The organism is Corynebacterium lizhenjunii, assembly GCF_011038655.2.
GTDB classification, from domain to species: Bacteria; Actinomycetota; Actinomycetes; order Mycobacteriales; family Mycobacteriaceae; genus Corynebacterium; species Corynebacterium lizhenjunii.
Genome location: NZ_CP064954.1, coordinates 1,466,990 through 1,482,778, shown reverse-complemented (window position 1 = coordinate 1,482,778; position 15,789 = coordinate 1,466,990). Strand labels below are relative to the sequence as shown.

Here is a 15,789-nt window from a genome sequence, read left to right as displayed (position 1 = left end):
GGTAACCAGTGAGCCGCAACAAGGGCCCCTTGCGTGCCTGGCAGCAGGCCGCACTGGATAAATTCTTAAACACCAAACCCAAAGACTTCCTGGCCGTGGCTACCCCCGGAGCGGGCAAAACCACCTTTGCTTTGCGGATCGCCACCGAGTTAGTCGATGACCGCACGGTAGACCGGGTCATCGTTGTGGTGCCCACCGAGCACCTCAAAGTGCAGTGGTCGCAGGCAGCTGCCCGGGTGGGGCTAGGCCTGGACCCGAAGTTCACCAACTCCTCAGCAGTCAACCCCGCACTCGACGGCATAGTGGTGACCTATGCCCAGGTGGGCATGCACCCCTATAAGCACAGGGCAGTGGCTTCTGCCCGGCGCACCCTGGTCATCCTTGATGAGATTCACCACGCTGGCGACTCCAAGAGCTGGGGCGATGGCGTGCGCGAGGCCTACGCTGATGCCGAGCATCGCCTGGCGTTGACCGGTACGCCCTTCCGCTCCGATGAGTCCCAAATTCCCTTCGTGCGCTACGAAGAAGACGGCGAAGGCCACCTGGTTTCCCGCTCCGACCACACCTATGGCTACGGCGACGCGCTTGCCGATGGCGTGGTGCGCCCCGTGGTCTTTTTGTCTTACTCCGGCGAGTCCCGCTGGCGCGACAGCGCCGGGGAGGAACACACCGCCCGGTTAGGAGATGTGCTCAACCCGGAACAAACCGCACGGGCTTGGCGCACCGCTCTAGACCCCAAAGGCGAGTGGATCCCTACGGTCTTAGAAGCCGCACACACCCGGTTGCTGCAAATGCGCCGCAACATGCCCGACGCCGGCGGCCTGGTGCTAGCCACCGATACCGCCACCGCGCGAGCTTATGCCAAAATCCTGCGCCAACTGTCCTCCACGCCGGTAGCTGTGATTCTGTCCGATGATCCGGGATCTTCTGATCGCATCCAGGAGTTCTCCGAATCCACCGACGAATGGATGGTGGCCGTGCGCATGGTGTCCGAAGGCGTGGACGTTCCCCGCCTGGCCGTAGGGGTCTATGCAACCTCTGCCGCCACGCCACTGTTTTTTGCCCAAGCCATCGGCCGCTTTGTGCGCTCCCGGATGCCGGGGGAGACTGCCTCAGTCTTCCTGCCTTCCGTTCCCGTCCTGCTGGGCCTAGCAGAGAGCATGGAAAAATCCCGCGACCACGTCCTGGGAGGGAAGAAAAAATCCGACGAAGACGGTTGGGATGACGACCTTCTTGACGAAGCTAACAAACAGCAAAACGAACCCGACATGCTGGAACCCTCCTATGAGTCCCTCGGCGCTGAAGCGGAGTTCTCCGGGCTGCTGTTTAATGGCTCCCAGTTCACCACAGGGGATATTTCCCAGGAGGAAGAAGACTTTTTGGGTATCCCCGGGCTGCTAGACGCCGACCAAGTCAAGGATCTTCTGCGCAAGAAGCAATCCGATGAGCTCGACCGCCGGGAGCAGGAAGAAAAGGCGCGCCGGGCTGCCGAGGCCGCGGAGGCGCACCGTCGGGAGATCTTTGGGTTGCCCTCAGCGCCGAAGTCCCATCAACAGCCAGACAGCGCTGAGTCTAGCGGCGTGGTGGATGAGCTTGCACAGCTGCGCAAGGAACTCAATACCCTGGTTTCCATTCAAGCCCAGCGCACGGGCCGCCCCCATGGGGCTATTCATACTGAGGTGCGCAAGGCCTGCGGCGGTCCGCCGACTGCGCTGTGCAAGGCTGAGCAGCTGCGCGAGCGAATAAACCACCTGCGTGCGTGGTGAGTTTTGCCGGTTGCCCGAGCAATCCGGCGGGGGTAGGGCGGGGGTAGGTATCATGGGCTAGTCGCTATCGTGGGCACTCCAGCCCCGCGTGACTACCGTGGTCCAACCGCTCTTGCGCAGCGGGGCGAGCACTAAGTCCGGTGATTATTTCTCTACGAAGAAAGTGAGTTGTTTGTGACCAACCCGCAGAACCCCCAAGGACCCCAGGAACCCCAGGGCCCACAGGAACCCCAGCGCCCACAGGGATCCCAGCGCCCGCAGGAGCCTCAGTCTGCCGATGCCCCCGCATACGGCGTGCCCAGCTACGGTGCCCCTGCTTATGGTGCCGCGGACCCGGTTCCGGCTGGGTACTCCGGCGCAGGAGAGTGGGCCGTTAACCAGTCGAAGAACGCGATCGCTCCCTGGGCCCTGGGCCTCGGTATTGTGGCGCTGCTGTCCTCCGTAATCATCATGCCTGCGTATCCACTGGGTCTCATCGGAATTGTGCTGGGCATTATCGCTTTGGTCAAGGGGCGCAAGCTCATGCCGGAGAACCGCCGCACCTGGATGTCCGTGGTGGGCATAGTTACCTCGGTTTTGGGCATGATCGTCGCCACAATCATCGTGTATGTCGGCTTCAACTTTCTCGTTGAAACTGGAATCACTGACTGCTTCGAGCTGAAGGACGAAGCCGCTATTGACCAGTGCCTGAATGAGCGGATCGAAGACAGTGGTGCGACCACAAAATAGTACCCCATCTCAACGCTAGCCCCAGCCAGTGAAGAGCCCGCCGGCCGTTGAAGAGCCCAGCGGCTCTGTTGCTTGGGGCTCTGGCTATGAATGAGCCCCCGGAGCTCTACACGGAGCACACCGGGGGCTAAGCTGTTCGCGGACGTTCGCAGCTGATCGCAGTTGGTCGCGGATTAATCGAGGTAGTCGCGGAGCACCTGCGAGCGCGAGGGGTGGCGCAGCTTCGACATCGTCTTCGACTCGATCTGGCGGATACGCTCCCGGGTAACACCATAGACTTGACCGATTTCGTCTAAAGTTCGCGGCATCCCGTCGGTCAAGCCAAAGCGCAGACGCACCACGCCGGCCTCGCGCTCAGACAGGGTGTGCAGCACGTCCTGTAGCTGGTCCTGGAGGAGGGTAAAGGAGACAGCGTCGACGGCGACCACGGCCTCGGAGTCTTCGATGAAGTCACCCAGCTGGCTGTCACCTTCATCACCAATGTTCTGGTCCAAGGAGATGGGCTCACGCGCGTACTGCTGGATTTCCAGCACCTTTTCTTCGGTTATGTCCATTTCTTTCGCCAGCTCCTGCGGCGTAGGCTCCCGGCCCAGATCCTGGAGGAGCTCGCGCTGGATGCGGCCGAGCTTGTTGATGACCTCCACCATGTGCACCGGAATGCGGATGGTGCGGGCCTGGTCAGCCATGGCGCGGGTAATGGCCTGGCGGATCCACCACGTGGCATAGGTAGAGAACTTATAGCCCTTGGTGTAGTCAAACTTCTCCACAGCGCGGATAAGGCCCAGGTTGCCCTCCTGAATAAGGTCCAGGAAAGCCATACCGCGTCCGGTGTAGCGCTTGGCCAAGGAGACCACCAGGCGCAGGTTAGCCTCCAGCAGGTGATTCTTCGCCTTACGGCCATCACGGGCAATGGCGCGCAAGTCACGCTTCTCGGCCGGGCGTAAGGATTTCTCCTTATCGGCGGCATCGGCAGTAAGCGCCTCATCTAACTTAAACTGCGCATACAAGCCGGCTTCAATGCGCTCGGCCAGGGAGACTTCCTGCTCAGCATTAAGCAGCGCGACCTTACCAATCTGCTTGAGGTAAGCGCGCACCGAGTCCGCAGAAGCGGTTAGCGCGGCGTCCTTACGTGCTTGGCGCAGCTGGGCGGAGTCCTCCTCGTCCCACACCGAAGAGGTCTCTTCCTCTTCGTCATCCTGGTCTTCGTCCTCGTCATCGGAGTCGAGTTCGTCTTCGTCGAGTCCGTCGTCCAAGTCTTCTTCGAGGTCGTCTCCCAGACCTTCTGCAAGGTCATCGTCTTCATCATCATGCTCGAAGCCCTCAGCTGCCGGATCAAACTCCACGTCGGCTACGACATCGGTCGCACCGGCCGCGGTGTCCGTGGCCTCCGTGACTACGGTGTCGTCTTCTTCTGCAGCGGGGCTCTGCTTCTCCGGGGCAGTAGCCTTGGAGGCTGCCGACTTGCGAACAGTCTGCTTCGTGGCCTTCTTAACCGCCTTCTTCACGGACTTTTTGGCAGACTTCTTCGCCGTCTTTTTAGCCGTCTTCTTCGCGGTTTTCTTGGCCGTCTTCTTGGCGGTTTTCTTCGCCGTCTTTTTGGCGGTCTTCTTGGCTGGCTTTACGTCGGTTGCTTCCGCACCGCCGTCAAGTGCCTGTTCTGAAGATTCAGTGGCTGCCACGTACGCCCTTTCGCCTTGTGTTGTGCTGGCCAGCCCCACGCGTCGTAGCGATTGTGTACCACAACAGCCAGGGGTGCTGCTGCGAACTCACACAACCGGGGTACGCGACGGCACGGCCAGAGTTACGATCGACGGCCCAGTATAACGCACAAGACTACTAGGTGTCGGAACCGGGTCCTGCGGTGTCAATGGGCCGGGGATTTCCTTGCATTGTAGAGAAAAATTCTTATGGATGTAGGTCCTGGCTAACTGCCAAAGCAGCACCCACAATCCCCGCACGATTACGCAGTTGCGCAGGTACTACTGGAACCGGGGAGTCCAGATAGCCGCACCATTTGTCGAATTTGCGCGAAATTCCACCGCCGATTATGAAGGCCTCTGGGTTAAATAGAGCTGTGTACTCTGCAAGCACCTTATCCAGCTGCTTGGCCCACTTCTTATAACTCAAGCCCTCTCGCTCCCGGACCGCAGAAGAAGCGATGTGTTCCGCCTCGTGTTTGCCCACCCGCAAGTGCCCTAGCTCCGTGTTGGGGAAAAGTTGGCCGTTGAGGAGGAAGGCTGAGCCGATCCCAGTGCCCAAGGTTAAGAAAATGACTGGGCCGCGCGCGGCTGTGGGGTCGCCACAGGCGACCTCGGCAAGCCCGGCGGCATCGGCATCGTTAAGTACACTAAAACGCACGCCCTGCAGCACACTGCCAAAAAGCTGCTGCGAGTCCACGCCAATCCAACTGGCATCAATGTTGGCGGCGGACCGGACAATCCGGTGGCGCACCACGGCGGGAACCGTGATCCCTACCGGGCCCGTCCAGCCGAAATGTGCCACAATCTCAGCTACAGTTTCCGCCACTGCCTGCGGGGTGGCCGGCTGGGGCGTGGCAATCCTGTGCCGCTCGCCCACAAACTCGCCCGTGGTCACGTCCACAATGGCGCCTTTAATTCCGGAACCGCCAATGTCTATCCCCAGCGCTTGGGCAACCGTGGGCTCTTCCGTGCGTGCGTGCTTAGTCATGGGCACTAGTCTATAGCCCGCTCGGTAGGAACACGGTCCAACCAGACCCTGCCCAGCTTGGTCCAATCCTTCCCGCGCACCTACCATGAGCAAGTTGGGCCAGTACAGGCATGATGGAAGCCATGAGTACTTTCTACACTGCGACCACCCCTGCACCCGTGGACTGCCCTGCGGTGCTCATAACGCAACTGCGGGAGCTAGCGTTAGCAGCTGCGCGCTCCGCGGGGGAATTGGTCTCCCGGCGCCGCCGCGAGCTCTTGCGCACCTCTACCGACGGTGGCCTGCAAGCACACCACACCAAAACCAGTGCCGTTGACCCGGTTACGGTGGTAGATACGGAGTCCGAGAACCACATTGTCGCCTTCTTGCGCCAACATCGCCCCGATGATGGTTTTCTGGGCGAAGAAGGCCAGAACACGCCGGGGAGAACCGGCGTGACGTGGGTTATCGATCCCATTGACGGCACGGTGAACTTCCTTTACGGCATTGGGGAGTATGCGGTCTCCGTCGGCGCGGTTGTGGACGGGGAGCCCGTTGCAGGCGCCGTGGTTAACGTTGAAAGTGGCGCGGCATACCACGCAGGCTGGGCTCAGGGCGCAGCGGTGGAGCGCGGTGGAGCGTCTCATGCCTTGACCCCGCGTTCGCAGTCAGATTTGGCCCTGGCGTTGGTAGCAACTGGCTTTGGGTACCAGGCAACGCGGCGAGAAGCTCAGGCGCGTCTACTGGCCCACATTTTGCCTGTTGTACGCGATATTCGCCGGATGGGTGCGGCGGCCTTAGATTTGTGCCGCGTAGCAGAAGGCACGGTGGATGCCTACTACGAACATGGGGTCAAGGCTTGGGACTGCGCGGCGGGCACGATTATTGCCAGAGAAGCTGGGGTGGTGGTCGCCCACCCGGGGATGGAGGCTACCGGTGGTGAGGCGCGGATGTTATTTGCCGCACAACCAGGGGTTGCGCCACAGCTGTGGTCCCTGCTTGAGAGTCTGAAAGTAGCAGGTCAGCTACCTGAATAGGTGAACGGGGGTAGTGGCGGGCCTACCCCGTATGCTAAGGCGGAATGACAAGACGGGCTGAGTGGTTTATTATCCGCGATCGATAAAAACTAGATTCCATAGCTAGTTGGTGCCCATACTCGAAATCGCTACACCGAAGGACTCATACATGGCTACCGATTATGACGCCCCGCGCCGCCGGGTAGAAGACGAAGCCGAAACTGACTCTCTTGAGGGCCTTAAGGCCGCTGAGAATGACAACAATGGGATGGATGATGACGGCGACATCGTAGATTCCTTTGAGCCGCCAATGGATGATCTCACCGGCGAGGAGCTCAACGTTGAGGTCATCCCGCGCCAGGACAATGAGTTCACGTGCTCTTCGTGTTTCCTAGTGCAGTCCAATAAGCGCCTGTCCCACATGGAAGGCAACGACGCCATTTGCATGGACTGCGCGTAGGCTCGCGCAGCCGTCGCGTGTGGGGCTTAGGCTGGACTGGACCCGGAGGGGCCTCGGGGGCCCGTTGCCGCCAGCTGAGTTTGCCGATGCCCCCTTTAGCGCAACGTCGCAGTCGCCTTGGCGGCTTGCTCTGGCACGAAGGCCTCCAGGACTGCGCGGGGATCTTTGGTGGCGATGATCCAATAGGGGGTGTCATCTTCTGGATCATCGAGCACCAACATGACGTGTTCCTTCATCCAACCTTTGGTGACCAAGAAGGCAGCCGGGTCAAGCTGGGGGCCTAGTGCGTTGCGGCGGGCGGATTCGGGGACTGCCAGGGAGCGGGAGACGACATCGGCAGGCAACTGCGCGCCTTTGGTCAGCAGCCAGCGGGTGCCATCGGGGTCTTGCTCTACGCGCACGGTGGTGCTAGACCACGTCAGCAGCACCCACACCCCAATGACACTAAGTACTGTGGCGATGCCAATGGACCAGCCGATGGGGCGGTTGAGCCCAAAGGTGGCGGTACTAATAACGATGACAAAGAAGCCGTTCATCCAAAAGTACCAAGGGACCCAGTGGCGTTCGGAGTACAGCTGTTGCGGATGGTTATTCCCTTGCTCAGACACAATCACTGAGTCTACGCGGTGCACTGCGGCACGGCTAAGGGGACCCAGGTAGACTATGCCGGGTGACTTCAAATGCTTCCGAAACCGCCAGTTCCTCTTCTGCTGGTGCTGCCCGCAGTGACCTGGGTCCGGTGCGCATTAAGCGCCTGGATAAGGCAATCCCGGTACCGCAACGCGCCCACCGGGGTGACGCCGGGGCAGATTTGTGCGCCGCAGAGAATGTGACGCTGCAGCCAGGCGAGCGCGCGCTGGTAGGCACGGGCATTGCCATTGCACTGCCCTTAGGGACGGTGGGGTTGATCCACCCGCGTTCCGGGCTGGCGGCGAAGCATGGCCTGTCCATTGTCAACACCCCTGGGACGGTGGACGCCGACTATCGCGGAGAGTTGAAGGTTTGTCTCATTAACACTGACCCGCGGGAACCTATCGAAATCAAGCGAGGCATGCGCATTGCCCAGCTGGTTATCCAGCGCGTGGAGTTGGTGGACTTTGAAGAAGTAGAGCAGCTGGACACCACCGTGCGCGGCGCAGACGGCTATGGATCCACAGGCGTGTAGGCTGCCCCGCAATAAATCCCTGAACACCTCAGATACCCCACTGACTAGAACTTTTTAAGGACACCCCATGGCTGTTTGGCCCTTTTCCAAGCGCAAAGACGACGCTGCAGATGCTCAGTCTGCCGATGCCCCCGCTACCTCCAGCACCCACAGCCTGCCGGGGGAGCTAGGGCAAGACCCGGATCTGCACACGGGCCTTAACCAGGGTCCTGCCCAAGAGACTACCGAGGGCGTGGCAGTTTTTAGCACGCCTCATGACCCGGTGGATGGAGAAATCGGTCCCTTTGATGGGGACGTGGTCAACATCGAGACCTTCGATTTCAGTGATTTTTCGCTGGGCCTGCTCGACCTGGGTTCGATGAAGATTCCGCTGCCGAAGGAGTCCCAGGTTCAGGTGGAGATGGGCCCGGAGGGTCCCAAGATGCTCCACATTGTTACACGGGTTGGGCGGGTAACCCCCGTGGCTTTTGCGGCCCCGCGTAACGGTGGCCAGTGGGTAGGAGCTGCCCAGGACTTGATCAAGGGCATGGAAGGCGACGGCCTGCGCACGCGCGTAGAGGAAGGTCCGTGGGGCACCGAAATCGTGGGTGCCAATGACAATGGTGTCATTCGTATTATCGGTATCGAAGGCCCGCGGTGGATGCTGCGCATGACCTTAGCCGCGCCCGCAGGCATGGAAGATGACTTGGCTGCGCTGGGCCGCGAGATTGCCTCCCGCACGTTCGTCTACCGCGGCGAGGCCCCCATCTTGGCTGGTAATTCTTTGCCGGTGGTCATGCCTGCTGCGTTGGTAGAGCAGGTTACCCAAGCCATGGAAGAGCGCAAGGCCCAGGAGCAGGCCCAGCGTGAGGCGGCACAACTTTCTGATACCACCCGCGCCGCAGCTGCAGAGACCATGGACGCCGTGCATGAGCAACCCGACAGCGAGCAGAGGAACTAATGGAGCCTGCCACAAATCTCACAGCAAACAACTCCGCAGAGGACCCTGCGGACAACGCAGCAGGTAGCGTCACAGTTAATTCTGAGCCGGAAACCCAACCCACCCTGTTGGAACAAATGGGCGGGCTGGGCGGATTGGTCGCGGCCACGGTGCCCGTGGTGGTGCTCATTCCCGTCAATAATGCGTGGGGCCTGGGCCCGGCGCTAGCTGCAGCTTTGGGTGTAGCCGCGTTGATCACCCTGTGGCGGGTGCTGCGCAAGGAAACTCTCCAACCAGCCGTGTCCAGCTTCCTCGGCGTGGGCGTGTGCGCGGGCATTGCTTGGTTGACCGGGGATGCCAAGGGCTATTTCCTGTACGGCATTTGGGTTTCTTTGCTCTTAGCGGTACTTGCTGTCGTCTCCATCCTGGTGCGTTGGCCTGCAGTCGCAGTGGTATGGAAGGGCTTAAATGGTGAGTCTATGCAGTGGCGGGAAGTCCCCACCGCGGTGCGCTATTACTCAGTGGCTACGGCTGGGTGGGCCCTGGTGTTTTTGTCCCGTTTCGTGGTGCAAAACCAGCTGTATAACACCACGGACACTACGACGTTGGGCATCGCTCGCATCCTCATGGGCTGGCCCTTAACGGCGTTGGTGGTGCTCTTTACCGTGGTGCTGGTGCGCCGTGCGAACGCTGCCGTAGAGGCCGCGAGCGCCATGAGCCAGGAGCTGAGCCAGCCAGAAAGGCCGCAACAGTGACGCAGAGTTCTTTGCCCAATCAGCCTGAGGGCGTGTCCAAGTCGGTTCCGGCCAAGGGCGATGTCCTCGAGCTTGCCGTAGAGTCCATGGCTCATGGCGGCGAGGCCATAGCCCATGCCGCAGATGGACGCGTGGTGTTCGTGCGCGGCGCGCTACCGGATGATCGGGTGCTGGCGCAGATCACGCGGGTAAAAAAGGCATTTCTGCGCGCGCAAGTAATCGAGTTGGTGCAGGCATCACCACTGCGCGTGGAGTCTGCGTGTCCCGCAGCCGCCGCAGGCGCTGGGTGTTGTGACTTTGCCGTACTGGATCCAGGGGCAGAGCTTGACATCAAGGCCGACATTCTCACAGACCAACTGCGCAGGTTGGGCGGCATGAAGAAGTTGCCGCAGCCAGAACTGATTGAGCTTGCCCCACACCGCGGGTGGCGCACTCGGGTGCGCCTAGGTGTGGATGCGCAGGGCCGAGCCGGATTGCGTCGGCAGGGCTCCCACGAACTTGTCACTGACGTCGAATGTACGCAGCTCTACCCCGGATTAGTCTCCGGCCTGATGGGCCCGGACGCGCGGCGCTTTACGCCCGGTGCTGAGGTGATTGCGGTGATGGACGCGACACGTACCCGCCATGTGGTGGAGTCCCGCCGTGCGCCGCGAGGCCGACGCGTGGAGTACATCACTGAGGTTATTGAGGGCAGTGGCACGGTAGTTGAGCACTGTGGTGAGCAGTCCTTTGAATTCCCCGCCACCGGCTTTTGGCAGGCCCACGTCAAAGCCCCGGAGGTGTACTCCCAGCTCATCGAGACCTGGTTGGCCACCGTCCTGTGCGAGTCTGCCTATGCCGCTCGCGGCACCGCCTGGGACCTCTACGGCGGAGTAGGCGTCTTTGCTCCTGCGCTGGCACGTGCATTCCAAACGGCGAGCGCCGGGCGCGTGAGTCAAGGCACTGACGTTGAGCACACCATTTGCTCGGTGGATTACTCGCCATCCGCGAATACGTCCACACTGCTGGTAGGTGATCTCAACGTGGAGTTTTATAACGCCACGGTAGAGGCGGCCTTGCCACAGCTGCCGGCCCCTGATGTCGTGGTTTTGGACCCACCGCGCGCTGGGGCAGGGCAGGAGGTAGTAGAGGGCATTGCCCAAGCAAAGCCCCACGCGGTAGTGCACGTGGGCTGCGATCCGGCAACCTTCGCCCGCGACCTGGCCTCCTGGTCGGGCTGCGGCTATGAAATCCACAAGTGGGCCGTGGTCAATGCCTTCCCCGGCACGCACCACATGGAGGCGCTGGCCTTGTTAGTTCCGTGCAATAGCGGCACGGGAGAGTAATCTAGACGTCATTATTCGCGCGTACATTTTTAAGAGGTAAAAGGGCACCCATGGCATTGTTGGATTCGGTGAAGTCACCCCGGGATCTGAAGAAGCTCAGCTCCGGTCAGCTGCAGCAGCTGGCAGATGAGGTCCGGGCGCTGCTGATCGAGAAGGTCTCTGCCACCGGTGGGCATCTGGGCCCCAATCTTGGAGTGGTGGAATTGACCATAGCCCTGCACCGGTGCTTCAACTCCCCGCATGATGCCATTGTCTTTGATACCTCGCACCAGTCTTATGTCCATAAGATGCTCACCGGTCGCGCGGATCAATTCGATACCCTGCGTCAAAAGGGAGGGCTGTCTGGGTACACGGACCGCGGCGAGTCAGAGCATGACTGGACCGAGTCCTCGCACGCCTCTGCTGCTATTTCGGTGATTGATGGCTTGTCCAAGGGGTTTAGCCTTCAGGGACAGCCTCACCGCAATGCTGTAGCCGTGGTGGGTGACGGCGCGCTGACAGGCGGAATGTGCTGGGAAGCACTCAATAACTTGGCTACGGATAAGTCCCGCAACGCGGTTGTGGTGGTTAACGATAATGGCCGGAGCTATTCACCGACCATCGGCGGGCTCAGTGCCAACCTCGGGCGCATTCGTGCCCAGCATGGCTACGACGAAATCATGGAACAGGGCAAAAAGCGCCTGAAGTCTATGGGGTGGGTAGGAGAGCGCGCCTTCGAGGCTTTGCACGCTGTCAAGGAGGGCGTAAAGTCCACAGTGGTGCCCACGGAGATGTTCCCGGACTTGGGCATCAAGTACATTGGTCCGATAAGCGGACACGACCTAGAGGCGTTGACGCGGGCATTTAGCTATGCGCGCGACTACGAAGGCCCGATTATCGTCCACTGTGTAACCGAAAAGGGACACGGTTTTGATCCAGCCGTTAATGAGCCCAATGATCAAATGCACTCCACCGGGGTTATTGACCCAGTAACGGGCAAGCCCAAGGGCAAGTCCCAACCGGGGTGGACCGCAGCTTTTTCTGAAGAGCTGCTTGAGGCAGGGCGCCGCCGTGAGGACATCGTGGCCATTACTGCGGCCATGGCCGGTCCCACCGGTTTGACGCCTTTTGCAGAGGAATTCCCGCAGCGTTTCTTTGACGTCGGAATTGCAGAACAGCATGCGCTGACCTCCGCATCTGGTCTGGCATTGACAGGCCTGCACCCTGTTGTGGCGCTATATTCGACGTTCCTCAACCGCGCCTTTGACCAATTGGTCATGGACATTGGTTTGCTTAAGTTGCCGGTAACGCTGGTGCTGGATCGCGCGGGGGTTACGGGGTCAGACGGTGCTAGCCACAACGGCGTGTGGGACATGTCGATTACCACTATTGTGCCTGGCATTCGCGTGGCCGCACCCCGTGATGGTCAGCGACTGCGCGAGCTCTTCCGCGAAGCCATTGAGGTTAGCGACGGGCCCACCGTGGTGCGCTTCCCCAAGGGCAACTTGTTGGAGGACCAGGAAGCCCTGGACACCCTGGTTGATGGGGTGGATATTTTGCACTACGGCGATAACCAGGATCAGTCCAGTCCAGACGTCCTTATCATCGCGGTAGGCGCCATGTCCGCGCGTTCTCTGGCAGCGGCGCGCTTGCTCGAAGAGCAGGGACTGAACGTCACCGTGGTGGACCCACGCTGGGTGGCCCCGGTGCCACGCTCGCTCATCGGCCTTGCTGGGGATCATGACCTGGTGGTCACGGTGGAAGATGGCACCATGCGCGGGGGTATCGGCAGCCTGTTGTCCGAGGCCCTGTCTGCCGCCGAGGTAGACACCCCACTGCGGCGTCTGGCGTTTCCCAACTATTACCCTAAGCACGCCACCCGCGGCGAGCTCTTAGAAGAAGTAGGCTTGGACCCAGAAAGCATTGCGGAGTCCGTGCTGGGTTGGGTGGGCACCCTTACCGCGCAAGACTAGACGCCGCCCCTACCGCCACTCGGCGCGGTCTTAGCACTGCTCGGCGCCGGGCACACCACGGCTGGGCAGCAGGGGTGCGAGCAGCGGCAGGAGAATGTCTATTTGCCAGTCCCGGCAGTCGTGGCGACGCAAAAGGGCCTCGGCATCTGCCAGGGTGCGCACGCTCCCCGCGATGTTGTTGTGGACTCCGGGGGCAGCGGCAAGCCCGGCCACCGCCCAGACAAAGGCACGCATCACGCTGGTGGAGACCAAGACCTCGGGGCGCAGGTGCAGGGAGTCTGCGCGCTCCTCGCAGCGGCTGCGCAGCTCCTGGTATATCTCCCATTGCTGCGGGTAGTCGCGGGACCACTGACTTTTGGGGGGAACCTGTTGCGGGCGTGTGAGGTGTGGCCAAGCCTGTGCCGGAGACATATACGCTGTCTCCACAGCCTCCCACCATAGCTTGCGCTCGCTAGCGCGACGAGGCAGACAGGAGATTCGCTTCAACTGGGTGATGCTCTCCGGCTGCGCATACGCAATCTCTACCAAGCATCTATTACTCAAAATCCGGGCGGGGCTGGTGTCTTGTGCGCGCGCTTGAGAGTCACGCACCTGCCATAGCGTGCGCGCCACCTGTAATTGCCGCCGATCCTTAAGCCCGCGAACTCCCTTGACCTCCCGCCACTGTTCGGGGTGGGGAGCTAAGTGGAGGGCAGAGACTTCGCTACTACACGGCTGTGCGTTCGTGGCAAGAATATGGCTGAACTCCGCTTGGGCCCACTCCCACTTATTCTGTGCGCGCAGCATGGTCTCCAGTAACTGCGCAAGCTCAGCCAAAAATTCCACGTCCAGGGCAGCATAATCCAACCACTCCTGCGGCAAATCCGGTTGAGACCAATCGGCAGCCCCATGCTGCTTGGCTAGCTCGAAACCCAGCAGCTCACTGACCAAAAACGCCAGATTGGAGCGCTCACAACCACACAGGCGCGCTGCTAATTCCGTGTCAAAGATCGCTCCCGGGCTCAACCCCAACCACCCCAAGCACGGCAGATCGCTAGGAGCTGCATGAATGATCCACTGCTGGCCATTGAGCACCGGCTCCAAAGCTGCCCCCAGCTCCGCGCGGTGCCCCTCAGGGGCAAAGAGAAACGTACCTGCACCGTGACGCCGGACTTGTACCACAAACGCACGGTCATCGTAACGGTAGGCGGAAGCCCGCTCCGTATCGATGGCAAAGGGACCCCTGCCTGCGCTGAGCGCGTGGGCGGCATCGGCAAACTGCTCCGGAGTGCGCAGCAACGCCGGGGTACCCTCGCGCGGAACGCGCAGTTCAATGTCCATCAGACCAAGTCCGGGGGTGCGCTAATCCTGCTTGAGCTGGGCGACGCCCTCCGGGGGCAAGCCAGCGACATTGGCCAACACCGCGGCAAAGGCCTGGGTGTGAGTCGAAAGGTCCAGCCCCTCTGCCGTCCACGAGGCACGCATCTCCAGCTGGTGGGCGCGTGGCGGACCGCCAATTTCCCCGAAGCGAACTGAAGCGGTGGAGGTGACCGTGCCACCCAAATTGGTGTAGCCCGCGCCATAGTCGCGCAAAGACTCCGTCAACCATTCCCATGCGACATCTGCCAGCAGCGGATCGCTAGCGACCTCGGAGTCCATGTCAGCTTGAATATAGGCGACCAAACGCATGGGGCCTTCCCAGGCCTCCTCCGCGGCGGGGTCGTGCAGCAAGATGAGTCGGCCAAAGGCATCGCCGTCAGAATTGATAGGGATGACTTCGCGCTCTGGCTTAGATACCTCCAGGCCGATGGCGAAGCTATGTGCGGCTAGCTTCTGGGGCGGGCGAATCTGTCGGATAGAGATTTCCGGGCGTACCGTTGCCGTGTACAGCGCTTCGGTGGCTGTGGCAAATTTCTGCGCACTCGCCGGGCGCCCATCTTCGCTGCCGTCTTTGGGGGGTTCGGTGTTACCTGTCGGAGATTCCTCATGAGGGCCCGCGCTGGAGGCAGTGGCTGTAGTTTCCGGAGCTGAGTGTGCCTTGGCGGCAGCGGCCTTGGCAGCGGCATGCGCGCGAAGATCAGTCGGTGCCTCAGGAAGAGAGTGTCCGGGCTCTGACTGTGGGGGGTTAGCGTCAATGGGACTCACGAGCCATAAACCTAGCGGTATAGCAGCCGCGGGGGTGGGAGGCGCGCCGCGAAGCAGGGGAAGGTGCGCGACTGGGCTATCCAACTTATGATGGATACAGTGTGCACGCCAACTGGCTGCACCATGACCACAACGATATGCCGCTGGGTGCGGCGCGGGAGAAGCCACGGCGCACCCTTTCACCTGGAGGTGTCGCCCACATGGCAAAGCTCAACTTTGACGAGCTCAATAGTAAACAGCAGTACTCCCAGCACGCCGTATTCCGTGCGATCCCGGGGGCCCTGGGCACTGAGCGCGCAGATATCATCAACCAAGCCCAGGCATTCTTCCGCGGGATTGAAGAAGCTGGCGTGGTGACCGTGCGCGGGATCTATGACCTTTCCGGCATGCGTGAGAGCGCGGACTTTATGATTTGGTGGCACGCGGAGAACTTTGAAGACCTGCAGAAGGTCTTTGCAGATTTCCGGCGCGAGACCACCCTAGGCCAGCTCAGCGAAGTAACCTGGGTGGGCAATGCCTTGCACCGGCCCGCTGAGTTCAACAAGTCGCACCTACCGTCCTTCATCATGGGTGAAGAACCCGGAGACTGGATTGCAGTCTATCCCTTCGTGCGCTCCTACGACTGGTACACCATGGACGAGGGCAAGCGGCGCAAGATTTTGGCAGAGCACGGCATGCAGGCCCGCGACTACCCGGATGTGCGGGCTAACACCGTGCCGGCCTTTGCTCTATCCGACTACGAGTGGATCCTGGCTTTCGAAGCCTCGGAGCTACACCGCATTGTGGACCTGATGTACCTCATGCGCTACACCGAGGCCCGCCACTACGTGCGGGAGGAAATCCCCTTCCACACCGGCCGTCGCGTCAAGGATGTGGCCGAATTGATTGTGGTGCTGCCCTAAACACCAAGC

Annotated in this window: 15 protein-coding genes; 10 read left to right on the top strand and 5 right to left on the bottom strand. The window is 60.9% G+C overall.

The genetic code is table 11. From position 1 onward, the window contains the following. Nucleotides 1–8: 8 nt before the first annotated feature. Both G7Y31_RS07010 and G7Y31_RS07005 read left to right on the top strand, forming a co-directional pair. A complete protein-coding gene (locus G7Y31_RS07010) occupies nucleotides 9–1,766 on the top strand; it encodes a DEAD/DEAH box helicase (protein WP_165006517.1) in 1,758 nt (585 codons plus the stop codon). A gap of 174 nt (nucleotides 1,767–1,940) precedes the next feature. Continuing rightward, nucleotides 1,941–2,495, top strand: coding sequence for a DUF4190 domain-containing protein (locus G7Y31_RS07005; RefSeq protein WP_165006514.1), 555 nt, complete (start codon nucleotides 1,941–1,943; stop codon nucleotides 2,493–2,495). A 173-nt stretch (nucleotides 2,496–2,668) separates the two neighbouring features. Here G7Y31_RS07005 and G7Y31_RS07000 read toward each other — a convergent pair whose 3' ends face one another. Both G7Y31_RS07000 and ppgK read right to left on the bottom strand, forming a co-directional pair. Further along, nucleotides 2,669–4,213 (bottom strand): RNA polymerase sigma factor, encoded by a 1,545-nt coding sequence (locus G7Y31_RS07000; protein WP_268896616.1) that lies wholly within the window; start codon nucleotides 4,211–4,213, stop codon nucleotides 2,669–2,671. Between the two features lie 187 nt (nucleotides 4,214–4,400). Next, on the bottom strand, nucleotides 4,401–5,183 hold the full coding sequence (gene ppgK / locus G7Y31_RS06995; RefSeq protein ID WP_165006510.1) for a polyphosphate--glucose phosphotransferase: 783 nt from the start codon (nucleotides 5,181–5,183) through the stop codon (nucleotides 4,401–4,403). A gap of 122 nt (nucleotides 5,184–5,305) precedes the next feature. Between ppgK and G7Y31_RS06990 the strand changes: the two genes are divergently transcribed. Next, nucleotides 5,306–6,199: an inositol monophosphatase family protein gene (locus tag G7Y31_RS06990; RefSeq protein ID WP_165006507.1), complete on the top strand. Its 894-nt coding sequence runs from the start codon at nucleotides 5,306–5,308 to the stop codon at nucleotides 6,197–6,199. A 148-nt stretch (nucleotides 6,200–6,347) separates the two neighbouring features. Next, on the top strand, nucleotides 6,348–6,638 hold the full coding sequence (locus G7Y31_RS06985) for a DUF4193 domain-containing protein (protein WP_165006505.1): 291 nt from the start codon (nucleotides 6,348–6,350) through the stop codon (nucleotides 6,636–6,638). A gap of 95 nt (nucleotides 6,639–6,733) precedes the next feature. Here G7Y31_RS06985 and G7Y31_RS06980 read toward each other — a convergent pair whose 3' ends face one another. After that, the gene (locus tag G7Y31_RS06980) at nucleotides 6,734–7,246 is read right to left on the bottom strand and encodes a DUF3093 domain-containing protein (RefSeq protein ID WP_268896615.1); all 513 of its coding nucleotides are present in this window, start codon (nucleotides 7,244–7,246) and stop codon (nucleotides 6,734–6,736) included. 122 nt (nucleotides 7,247–7,368) lie between these two features. Here G7Y31_RS06980 and dut point away from each other — a divergent pair, with 122 nt between their 5' ends. The 5 genes from dut (at nucleotide 7,369) to dxs (ending at nucleotide 12,754) form a co-directional block, all read left to right on the top strand. After that, entirely contained in the window at nucleotides 7,369–7,803 is a 435-nt protein-coding gene (dut, locus tag G7Y31_RS06975; RefSeq protein ID WP_235923116.1) for a dUTP diphosphatase, read from the top strand. 67 nt (nucleotides 7,804–7,870) lie between these two features. Next, a complete protein-coding gene (locus G7Y31_RS06970; protein ID WP_165006499.1) occupies nucleotides 7,871–8,743 on the top strand; it encodes a DUF3710 domain-containing protein in 873 nt (290 codons plus the stop codon). 116 nt (nucleotides 8,744–8,859) lie between these two features. After that, nucleotides 8,860–9,477 (top strand): DUF3159 domain-containing protein, encoded by a 618-nt coding sequence (locus tag G7Y31_RS06965; protein WP_235923114.1) that lies wholly within the window; start codon nucleotides 8,860–8,862, stop codon nucleotides 9,475–9,477. Between the two features lie 32 nt (nucleotides 9,478–9,509). Beyond that, nucleotides 9,510–10,802 carry a class I SAM-dependent RNA methyltransferase gene (locus G7Y31_RS06960; RefSeq protein ID WP_165006983.1) on the top strand — a complete coding sequence of 431 codons (1,293 nt, stop codon included), beginning with the start codon at nucleotides 9,510–9,512 and terminating at the stop codon, nucleotides 10,800–10,802. A 50-nt stretch (nucleotides 10,803–10,852) separates the two neighbouring features. Then, nucleotides 10,853–12,754 (top strand): 1-deoxy-D-xylulose-5-phosphate synthase, encoded by a 1,902-nt coding sequence (gene dxs, locus G7Y31_RS06955; protein ID WP_165006493.1) that lies wholly within the window; start codon nucleotides 10,853–10,855, stop codon nucleotides 12,752–12,754. A 30-nt stretch (nucleotides 12,755–12,784) separates the two neighbouring features. Here the strand turns inward: dxs and G7Y31_RS06950 are convergent, their stop codons facing one another. Beyond that, nucleotides 12,785–14,074, bottom strand: a complete 1,290-nt coding sequence (locus G7Y31_RS06950; protein WP_235923085.1) for an HRDC domain-containing protein — start codon at nucleotides 14,072–14,074, stop codon at nucleotides 12,785–12,787. Nucleotides 14,075–14,095: 21 nt separating this feature from the next. After that, nucleotides 14,096–14,878 carry a DUF3000 domain-containing protein gene (locus G7Y31_RS06945; RefSeq protein WP_235923084.1) on the bottom strand — a complete coding sequence of 261 codons (783 nt, stop codon included), beginning with the start codon at nucleotides 14,876–14,878 and terminating at the stop codon, nucleotides 14,096–14,098. Nucleotides 14,879–15,078: 200 nt separating this feature from the next. On the opposite strand from G7Y31_RS06945, the gene hemQ reads away from it, so the two are divergent. Further along, the gene (gene hemQ / locus G7Y31_RS06940) at nucleotides 15,079–15,780 is read left to right on the top strand and encodes a hydrogen peroxide-dependent heme synthase (RefSeq protein ID WP_165006490.1); all 702 of its coding nucleotides are present in this window, start codon (nucleotides 15,079–15,081) and stop codon (nucleotides 15,778–15,780) included. The last annotated feature ends 9 nt before the right edge of the window (nucleotides 15,781–15,789 follow it).